This window comes from Bacteroides pyogenes DSM 20611 = JCM 6294, from assembly GCF_000428105.1.
Taxonomy (GTDB): domain Bacteria; phylum Bacteroidota; class Bacteroidia; order Bacteroidales; family Bacteroidaceae; genus Bacteroides; species Bacteroides pyogenes.
On the sequence record NZ_KE386626.1, the window covers coordinates 31,726 to 41,759 of the forward strand.

At 52.0% G+C, this 10,034-nt stretch carries 8 protein-coding genes; 6 read left to right on the forward strand and 2 right to left on the reverse strand.

Features of this window, described 5'->3' with window-relative positions; all coding sequences use genetic code 11:
- Positions 1-11: 11 nt before the first annotated feature.
- The 4 genes from C234_RS16655 to C234_RS0115380 are packed head-to-tail and all read left to right on the forward strand — an operon-like array spanning position 12 to position 3,967.
- Complete coding sequence (locus tag C234_RS16655; RefSeq protein WP_081688178.1) at positions 12-986, forward strand: glycosyltransferase family 2 protein; 975 nt, start codon at positions 12-14, stop codon at positions 984-986.
- Positions 983-1,897: a glycosyltransferase gene (locus C234_RS0115370; protein WP_027326485.1), complete on the forward strand. Its 915-nt coding sequence runs from the start codon at positions 983-985 to the stop codon at positions 1,895-1,897. The genes C234_RS16655 and C234_RS0115370 overlap by 4 nt, the downstream gene beginning before the upstream one ends.
- A gap of 56 nt (positions 1,898-1,953) precedes the next feature.
- Positions 1,954-3,219: a glycosyltransferase family 4 protein gene (locus C234_RS0115375; RefSeq protein ID WP_027326486.1), complete on the forward strand. Its 1,266-nt coding sequence runs from the start codon at positions 1,954-1,956 to the stop codon at positions 3,217-3,219.
- Positions 3,212-3,967 (forward strand): glycosyltransferase family 2 protein, encoded by a 756-nt coding sequence (locus tag C234_RS0115380; protein WP_027326487.1) that lies wholly within the window; start codon positions 3,212-3,214, stop codon positions 3,965-3,967. Before C234_RS0115375 ends, C234_RS0115380 begins: the two co-directional genes overlap by 8 nt.
- Before the next feature lie 151 nt (positions 3,968-4,118).
- On the opposite strand, the gene C234_RS0115385 is transcribed toward C234_RS0115380, so the two are convergent.
- The gene (locus tag C234_RS0115385) at positions 4,119-4,817 is read right to left on the reverse strand and encodes an SIR2 family NAD-dependent protein deacylase (protein ID WP_021644908.1); all 699 of its coding nucleotides are present in this window, start codon (positions 4,815-4,817) and stop codon (positions 4,119-4,121) included.
- A 962-nt stretch (positions 4,818-5,779) separates the two neighbouring features.
- On the opposite strand from C234_RS0115385, the gene bamJ (C234_RS0115400) reads away from it, so the two are divergent.
- The gene (gene bamJ / locus C234_RS0115400) at positions 5,780-6,364 is read left to right on the forward strand and encodes a BamJ family beta-barrel-assembly machinery protein (RefSeq protein WP_027326489.1); all 585 of its coding nucleotides are present in this window, start codon (positions 5,780-5,782) and stop codon (positions 6,362-6,364) included.
- A gap of 24 nt (positions 6,365-6,388) precedes the next feature.
- Positions 6,389-7,261: a BamJ family beta-barrel-assembly machinery protein gene (gene bamJ / locus C234_RS0115405; RefSeq protein ID WP_027326490.1), complete on the forward strand. Its 873-nt coding sequence runs from the start codon at positions 6,389-6,391 to the stop codon at positions 7,259-7,261.
- Between the two features lie 447 nt (positions 7,262-7,708).
- On the opposite strand, the gene C234_RS0115415 is transcribed toward bamJ (C234_RS0115405), so the two are convergent.
- A partial coding sequence (locus tag C234_RS0115415) for a TonB-dependent receptor (protein WP_161625920.1) occupies positions 7,709-10,034 on the reverse strand: 2,326 nt, incomplete at its 5' end.

Genomic DNA, 10,034 nt, shown 5'->3' on the forward strand with positions numbered 1-10,034 from the left:
AAAAAAGAAACATGAGAATACTCGCAATCATCGTATCGTACAACTTCGAACGCTGGATAGACCGATGTCTGGGAAGCATCCGCGAGAGCGAACACCCCGCCGATGTGGTGGTGGTAGACAACGCTTCGCACGACCGCACGCCGGAGTTGATAGCCGCCCGCTATCCGGAGGTGCGCCTCATACGCAGCCCGAAGAATCTGGGGTTCGGGAAAGCCAACAACATCGGCATGAAGATTGCCCTCGAAGAAGGGTACGATGCTGTTTTTCTGCTGAATCAAGACGCCTGGGTAGATAAAAAGACAATCGGCACACTGGCGCGGATGCTCCGCCGTCAACCGGCATACGGCATACTCTCTCCCGTTCATCTGACGGGCAACGGCGACAAACCCGATCCGGGATTCGCCCAATACGCCCGGATTTTCTCCTTAGAAGATTTGCCCGAAGAAGAAAAAATAACCGACGTGCCCTTCGTCAATGCCGCTTTCTGGATGATTCCGGCCAATGTGCTACGCACCGTGGGCGGTTTCTCTTCGCTGTTTTATCATTACGGCGAAGACAAAGACTACATCAACCGCCTCAGCTTCCACGGTTACCGGACGGGCTATGTGCCTACCGTATACGGTTGCCACGACCGCGAATACAGAGAAGTCACCCGCGAGGCCTTTCTCCGCTCCGAACAAGTGTATCTGCTTTCGGAGTATGCCAACATCAACCATTCTCTTGGGAAAGCTTTCGGATACGGAGTGCTGGCAGGAATAAAAAAAGCGGCGGAAGCGCTCGCCAAAGGGGAGTTCTCGAATGCCGGAGCCTTTCTCTCCATCAGCGGTGAACTGCTTCTCCGGAGCAGAGCAATCATGCAGGTGCGGAAAGCCGTGCGTCAACCCTCTCCTCACTTCATACGGCAGGCAGAACTTCCGTCGTCCTGCTCCGATGAAGGCAAAAACGAAGAATCCACCTTGTCGAACCCGAAATATAAAAACCGATGACGAATCTATCTCCCATCCTGCTGTTTGTCTACAACCGCCCCGAGCATACGCGCCGTTGCATTGCCGCCCTGAAAGCAAACGCTCCGGCGGCACAAAGCATGCTGTTCGTCTACTCCGACGCCGCACGCACGCCGGAAAACCGCGAAGCGGTGGAAGCCACCCGGCAGTTCATTCGCAGCATCGACGGATTCGCGTCGGTCACCATCATCGAACGGACAGAAAATTGGGGTCTGGCAAAGAACGTAATAGACGGGGTGACGACACAGGTGAAACGCTTCGGACGGGTCATCGTGCTGGAAGACGATTTAATCGTGGCGCCTTACTTCCTGCAATTCATGAACGACGCGCTGGAAACCTATCGGGACGAACCGCGCGTGGGACATATACAGGCCTGCGATTTCACCAAAGAACCTTCGCTGCCCGATACCTTTTATATCAAATGGACGGGAAGCTGGGGATGGGGAACTTGGGAAAGGGCGTGGCAGCTCTTCAACCCCGACGGGAAAGAACTGCTGCGCCAACTGGAAGAGCGGAAGCTCACCCGCACGTTCGACTTCGACGGTACGTACGGATTTACACGCATGTTGCGCAGGCAGATAGAAGGAAAAAACAATTCATGGGCCATCCGCTGGAACGCCAGCCTGTTTCTCGCCGACGTGCTATCGCTCAATACCGGTCGCTCTCTCGTACGGAACATCGGGTTCGACGGCAGCGGAACGCACTGCGGAAGTGAAGGACTATACGACTCCGACCTTTGGATGCAGCCTTTGCCGGTAGAGAAACTGCTTCCGGTGGAAGAGAACAAGGAAGCCCGGAGGGTGTTCGCCCGCTATTATCACCGCACCAATTCGTTCCTGCCCAAAGCCATCAGGAGAATAAAACGAACGCTGAAAGGAGATTTCGGGGCGTAAAACTCTCGATTAAGCATAAAAAAGAGTACTTTTGCCTAAACTTTCTTCCGAACATTATGAGGGTACTCATCATCAATACGTCCGAACGGACAGGCGGCGCGGCGGTAGCTGCCGGTCGTCTGCTGGAAGCGCTGAAGAACAACGGCGTAAAAGCCAAAATGCTGGTACGCGACAAGCAGACCGAACGCCCCAGTGTGGTGGAGATTAACCGCAATTGGTTGCAAGTATGGCGGTTTGTGTGGGAACGTGTCGTGATCTGGAAAGCCAACCGCTTCCGGCGAAACAACCTTTTTGCGGTGAGCATCGCCAATACGGGTACGGACATCACTTCACTGCCGGAGTTTCAGCAAGCCGACATCATTCATCTGCACTGGATCAATCAAGGGATGCTTGCGCTGACCGATATTCGCAGCATATTGGAAACGGGAAAGGCGGTAGTGTGGACGATGCACGACATGTGGCCCTGCACGGGAATCTGCCACCATGCCCGCGAATGCACCCGTTATGAAGAAGAATGCCGGCACTGCCCTTTCCTATACGGAGGAGGAAGCAGGAAAGACTTGTCGACACGCATATTCCGGAAAAAGAAAAAGCTGTACGAAGCGGCTCCCGTCACATTCGTCGCATGCAGCCGTTGGCTCGAAGAGAAAGCAAAAGCGAGCGCACTGCTCGCAGGTCATCGCATTGTCAGCATTCCGAACGCCATCAATACGAATTTGTTCAAGCCGCACGATAAGAAAGAAGCCCGCCGCAGATGCAACCTTCCTTCAGAAGGGAAACTGCTCCTTTTCGGTTCCGTAAAGATTACCGACAAACGAAAAGGGATAGACTATCTGATCGAATCGTGCAAGCTGCTGGCCGAACAGCATCCCGAATGGAAGGAGTCGCTGAATGTCGTTGCATTCGGCAACCGGTCGGAAGAACTTCAAGACCTGCTCCCTTTCCGTGTACACGCATTGCCGTATGTGAAAAACGAACACGAGCTGGCGGATATTTACAATGCCGTCGACCTCTTCGTGACTCCTTCGCTCGAAGAAAACCTGCCCAACATGATTATGGAAGCCATGGCGTGCGGCGTACCCTGCGTAGGATTCGACACGGGAGGCATCCCCGAGATGATAGACCACCTGCACAACGGATACGTGGCGCAATACAAATCGGCGGAGGACTTCGCCAACGGCATTCACTGGGTATTGACGGAGAAGGACTACGCCGAACTCTCCGCACAGACATGCCGGAAAGCAATGGCCAACTATTCGGAAAGCGCGATAGCCAAAAAGTACATCAACATATACAACCAAATAACGGGACAACATGAGTGACAACCGGACGACAGCCCCCATATTCTCCATCATCACGGTGACCTACAATGCCGGACAGGTGCTGGAACCGACCATACGGAGCGTAATGTCGCAGACGTATCCGCACGTGGAGTACATCATCGTAGACGGGGCTTCGAAAGACAATACCCTCGCCTTGATAGAGAAATACCGGGAGCGGATACAGACCGTGGTAAGCGAGCCGGACAAAGGCCTGTATGACGCAATGAACAAAGGAATCGCCCTTGCGCACGGAGATTATCTCTGTTTCCTGAACGCGGGCGACTGCTTTCACTCGGAGCATACGCTGCAAGAGATGGCGGACAGCCTGCCCGACGGAGCGTTGCCCGATGTGTTGTATGGAGAAACCGCCATTGTAGACGCGAACCGGAATTTCCTGCACATGCGCCGTCTGTCGGCTCCCGAACGGCTTACATGGAGAAGTTTCAAGCAAGGAATGGTGGTTTGCCATCAGTCCTTTTTCCCGAAACGCGCGCTGGCAGAGTCGTACGACCTGAAGTATCGCTTCTCTGCCGACGTAGACTGGTGCATCCGCATCATGAAGAAAGCCCGACTGCTGCATCATACGCACGTCACCATAGTCGATTACCTCGACGAAGGAATGACTACCCGCAACCGCCGCGCTTCGCTGAAAGAACGTTTCCGCATCATGGTGAAACACTACGGATGGGCGAGCACGCTGGCGCATCACGCATGGTTCGTGTTGCGGGCAATTGTGAAAAGGAAGTAGCGCAGGCTCGGCGGCAGAAGTTCATCTGCTTTTCCGGGTGCTCGGTTTAGCCTTGCACCTCCGTCCTCAAGCGGGGCATTCCTTCTATCGCAACGCGGAGACATCAAAGGCATCGCGTCGCCCATCAGGTTCCTCAACCGCAGTATTCCTTCTATGGCAACAGGATCGACCTCAATTCCGCCATACCTTCCGAAGCTCCTTTGGCTATCACGTGCACCCTTCTCGACGAATGCGTATCCACCGGTTTAGGGTCGATGAGATAAACCTCCGCTTCATGCGGAACATAATGCAGCAGACCTGCGGCGGGATACACATTGAGCGACGTGCCGATGATGACGAACACGTCGGCTTTCTCCACATAACGAATGGCAGTCTCTATTTCGGGCACAGCCTCGCCGAACCACACGATAAACGGTCGCAGTTGCGTTCCGTCGCCCGCAAGGTCGCCAATCTTCACTTCATACTCCTCAGGCTTCAGTTCCTTTACGTAACGCGGATTATACGGGTCGCGGCTCGAACACACCTTCGTCAGCTCGCCGTGCAGATGAATGACGTGAGAGCTTCCCGCCTTTTCGTGAAGATTATCCACGTTCTGCGTCACCACCGTCACACGGAAGTCCTTCTCCAATTCCGCCACCAGCTCATGCCCCCGGTTCGGCTTCACCTCGAGCAACTGCTTCCGGCGTTCGTTGTAAAAACGAGTCACCAATGCCGGATCGCGGGCATACCCCTCAGGCGTCGCCACCTGCTCCACCGGATAACGGTCCCACAATCCGCCCGCATCGCGAAACGTACTTATTCCACTCTCGGCGCTCATCCCCGCGCCCGACAAAACAACCAGATTTTTCATAAACAATCCTCCTGCATATTTATTGCGACATTCATTCTACACGCAAAGCTCCGCGCGCCTTCACGGCAGGCTGATAGCCGAACGCTCACCGCCTTTGTCGGAGCACGGGCGCGAAACCATACAAATATACGCAGAAAAGGCGGAAAAAAGAAAATCTTTGCGCCTTATCCGTTTCCGCCGTAACAGCCGTTCGCCTGCTTAACAAACAGCTGCTATCCGAAGTTCCAACTGCTGCTACCGATACATTCGTCATCGAATCCATCTACACAACCTATACCCTTTTCAGCATCGTCCGGTTGCTACCAATATATCCGTCATTGAACAGCTTTTGTCCGAGAACGTTCGCTTCCTTAACCAACAGCAGCTATCCGAAGTTCCAACAGCTGCTATTCAATATTCCCAAAGTCTCCTTCAGAGTTTCAAAAGTTTCCCAGCATTGAAACAAAAGTTTCCCACTGGGGAAACAAAAGTTTCCCGCTTGGGAAAATAAAGTTTCCCCAGTGGGAAACTCGACGGGCGCTATACATACAGCAACCTGTGCATAGCGGCTTAGTATGATTGGGCATACACGGCGGATTTTTATTCCGTCTCGATTTGCAACCGGACGACGGCTGTTTCCCACATAGCCTTTCAACGTTTTCAGTTTTATTCCGTCTTAATTTGCAAGCGGACGACAGCTCATCCCATAACGGCTGATGCCCAATCCGTGTTTTATTTCGTCTCGATTTGCAAGCGGGCCCGCCTGCGGCTAATGCGATTTCCATTCAAGGGCGGGCGCTCTTTTCTCCTTTCGGGGCGAAATAGCCAACGAAAACCCACGAACTTTCGGCGATATAAGAAATTTTAAAGACCAAATGCCGAATCATTCAAATAAAACATGTACTTTTGTCATTTGTAAATTTGCAACCGATTGAAAGTTAAAACCATGAAGGCGAAAACTTCAATCTACAACAAAACAGAAGATGGATAAATTCAGTTACGCAATCGGGCTCGGTATTGGCCAAAACTTAGTAAGCATGGGTGCCAAAGGCATCGCGGTAGACGACTTCGCGCAAGCAATAAAAGACGTATTGGAGTGCAACCAAACAGCGATCAGCCATCAGGAAGCACGCGACATAGTAAACAAATACTTCCAAGAGTTGGAAACGAAGATGAACGCCGCCAACATCGAACAAGGCAAGGCTTTTCTGGAAGAGAACAAGAAGAGAGGCGGCATCGTAACCCTGCCCAGCGGATTGCAGTACGAAGTAATCACCGAAGGTAAGGGGAAAAAGGCAAAGGCTACCGACAAGGTAAAATGCCACTACGAAGGAACGCTGATAGACGGCACACTGTTCGACAGTTCCGTGAAGCGCGGACAACCCGCCGTGTTCGGGGTAAACCAAGTGATTCCGGGATGGGTGGAAGCCCTCCAACTGATGCCCGAAGGTTCGAAATGGAAACTTTACATCCCTTCCGATCTGGCTTACGGCGCGCAGGGAGCCGGAGAAATGATTCCCCCGCACAGCACCTTGATATTTGAAGTCGAATTAATAGAAGTATTATAATATAAAACAAAAATTCTAAGCAACATGAAAAAAATCAGCATTTTTATGGCAATCGCAGCCGCAGCGGGACTCGCTTCCTGTACGGCTCAATCTCCGAAAGCAAACCTGAAAACAGACATCGACTCATTGTCATACTCTATCGGTATGTCGCAGACACAGGGCCTGAAAGGCTATTTGGTGGGCCGGTTGGATGTAGACACTGCTTACATGGCAGATTTCATCAAAGGTCTGAACGAAGGAGCTTCTAAAACAAGCAAAAAAGACATCGCTTATATGGCAGGTCTGCAAATCGGGCAGCAAATCAGCAACCAGATGATGAAGGGTATCAATCAGGAGCTGTTTGCCGGAGATTCTACCAAGACCATCAGCAAAGAGAACTTCATGGCAGGTTTCATTGCCGGAACGTTGGAGAAAACCAACGTAATGACCATGGAAACCGCACAAGAATACACCCGCACGGCAATGGACGCCATCAAAGAAAAAGCGATGGCAGAGAAATATGCCGACAACAAAGCCGCCGGCGAGAAATTCCTCGAAGAGAACAAAGCCAAAGAAGGCGTGCAGACCACTCCGAGCGGACTGCAATACAAAGTGATCACCGAAGGTAAGGGCGAAGTTCCCGCAGACACTTGCAAGGTAAAAGTACATTATAAGGGTACGCTGATCGACGGAACAGAGTTCGACAGCTCTTACAAACGCAACGAGCCTTCTACGTTCCGCGCCAACCAGGTAATCAAAGGATGGACGGAAGCCCTGACTATGATGCCCGTAGGTTCGAAATGGGAACTTTACATCCCGCAGAATCTGGCTTACGGATCGAGAGAGTCGGGACAAATCAAACCGTTCTCTACGCTTGTGTTCGAAGTGGAACTGCTGGGAATCGAAAAAGAGAAATAATAAAAACAGTTCCAAATAAGAACGAAACGAAGGGGCGGTGTCAAAACATGGAATTGGGAGAAGTTCCCTTTCATATTGATAACTACCACCCTTTCTAATCAAATAAAACAATCGCTATCATTGAGTTTTTAGCTCTTTGATAGCGATTGTTCTTTACAAATGACAGTTGATTTAAGGAAAATGGAGTTTTGACACACCTCCTTAATTCTATCATAAAGCCCTGCATGGACAGCCTCGATGCAGAAAGTCGAAACAGTTTCTTACCCTTAATTCTATCATTAAGCCTCGCACGACATGTGCTGCCGTGCGCAGCCGCAGCTTCGTGCGCCTGCGATTCTCCCGTCCGCTTTCTTCTCCCCACGTTGAAGCCGCCTGCCATGACGGATATTCCCCCATCCCCATAACGGCGGGTGGCGCGCGACGAAGAAATGAGGCGGCGCATACTTGTCAGAAACTGAAAGAAACCTTGAGCAATATATCGCGCGGACGCAGCACATAACGCCTGATTACGTAATAGTTCACGGCAATGGCGTCTTGCTGATAAGAGGTTTTCCCCAAAAGATTGTTCGCCGTAAGTTCGTAATCCACGCGGCGATGCTTGTACGTCACCGACAAATCGGAGAAGAAAACATTTTGATTGAGCTGCATGTAGCGGTTTCCGCTGTTTCGCCACCCGATGGTTAAGGCATCGTTCACGATGAAAAAGAGATTGCCGTCCAATACCAGACGGGTGTTCGCGTTACCCAGTCCCGGACCGGAAATACCGCTGTGGATAGTGGATCCGTTCAGTTCCACCGACAGCCAGCGCGCGGGTCTCGATGAAATGGAAAGCTTTCCTACCACCAGACGGTGATAGACATTGTCGATCACGTGGTTGTTCATCCGCTTGTCTTCCGTATAAATCAAGCTCCCGCTCAGCGCGAACAATGTCTTCCAGAAGTTCACCGCCTGACTGATTCGCGCATGGATATTGGCCGACTTCCGGTAGTAGCTTGCCGGCTCCGATGAATACAGGTAGAGGTGATTGTCTTGCACCGTGCCGTAGAACACGGCGTTGCGCTTATCCATTCCCACTCGTGCCGATGCGGTCATAAACAGCCCATCCACAGGCTGTGAATATTCGTAACGGGCGGTTACCGAGTGCGACGGAGCGGCTTCTACTTTCGCCCGGTTGATTTGCGCGGTGCGATAGCCCGTATAGAGCAAACCGCCGTAAATGTGTTGCAGGTCGGGAAAGGCCTGTGTGCAGCGATAGGCCAGATCGAACGCATTGCTGCCGCTGATCTCATACCTCATCGACAAACTTCCTTCGGGAAGGCAGGTAGAAACTTTCTCCAACGGGCTATGAATGTTCCACCACTTCAGTCCCACCGTTCCCGCAAAACGGAGACTGTTTTTCCGCAAGGTCAACGACGATTGCCACGAAGGCACGGAGCGGCTCAGGACAGCTTTTTCCTCTTGCCCATCCGACAACGTAATGAGCGACTGACGATAATATTCGTATCCAAACTCGTTTTTAACATAAAGCCCCAACACTTTGCCGCGCAGGGTGAGCGTATTGTCGGCGTGCAGACTGCGATAGGTGACGTTTTGAACGCGATCGTTCAATACGAGCAGGCTTTGCGGCATCCGGTTGTAAGCCACGGACGAACTCACCGATATCGCTCCGGAAGAAGAAGAAGTGGGTATGGTCAGTTGCAAATCGTTTCGCAAGAACTCCTTATCCGGTTTCACCCAGATGTCGACGGGGTTTGCATTCAGATACAGGCGTCCGCGGTCGGATTGCCTCGTCAGTGAGGCCTTCCATTCGTTCTTGACAAAGAGTTTGCGGCTGTTCTGCTCATAAGTGAGACTTGCGTCGTACTTGTTTTGTATGCTTCCTGTCCGGTAGTCTTCATGAACGATGGCGGCTTGCGGCCCGGCAAACAGATAGTCGGTTATGACTTCCCGGTATCCCCGGATATCGTTGTACAGGTAACTTCCCTGCGCGCGCAAAGTCGTTACTTTTCCGACCTTATACAAGTGATTGGTGGCGAAGAGGTGCGACTGGTTGAACGTATATCGCTTGCCCGGCAAGGCGTTTCCGGCCGAAGGCGTAAGCGGCGTCAGGATGTCGGCTTCTGCCGAAGGGCGCACGGTGGAGAGCTGAAGCCTGATGGGTATCAGTTCGGCTCCGATATCGGCGCCCGTATTGTTGCTTTTGTACATGGTGAGCTGTTGACGCTGTTTCTGAAATGTCATCCCGATCAGTCGGTTGTCGTGCAAAAGCGATTTGTCGGAATTGTATCCGAATCCCACATCTGCCGTTCCGGTAAAGTTTAGCTTGGCGTTGTCCTCCAGCACCAGATTGACGGCGGCTTGCTCGCTAAAGAGTTTTCCCCGTAAGGCGGCAATCGGTTGATGGTTTCTAAGTACTTCCACCGTTTTCACTTTTCGCCGGTCGAGGTTGTTGCCTGCCAACGCATAACGGTCGTTCATCAAGTCCATCCCCTCTATGTAGAATCGGTTGATGCCTACGCCGTTATATTCAATGCGCCCGTTTTCTTTGATTTCGAAGCCGGGCATCTTGGCTATTACGTCGGCTATGCTCTTGTCCTGCGGCATGGAGAAACCGGCTACGGAGTAAGCCAGCGTATCGTTTCGTACCACGATACGTTTCGGGGTGACCACAACGTTCTTCAACGCGAAGGTTTTTTCGGACAGATAGATGGTGGCATGCGCCTTGAAAGCGCCAACCGGCATACTGACCGTCTCATAGCCCAGACACGAGACG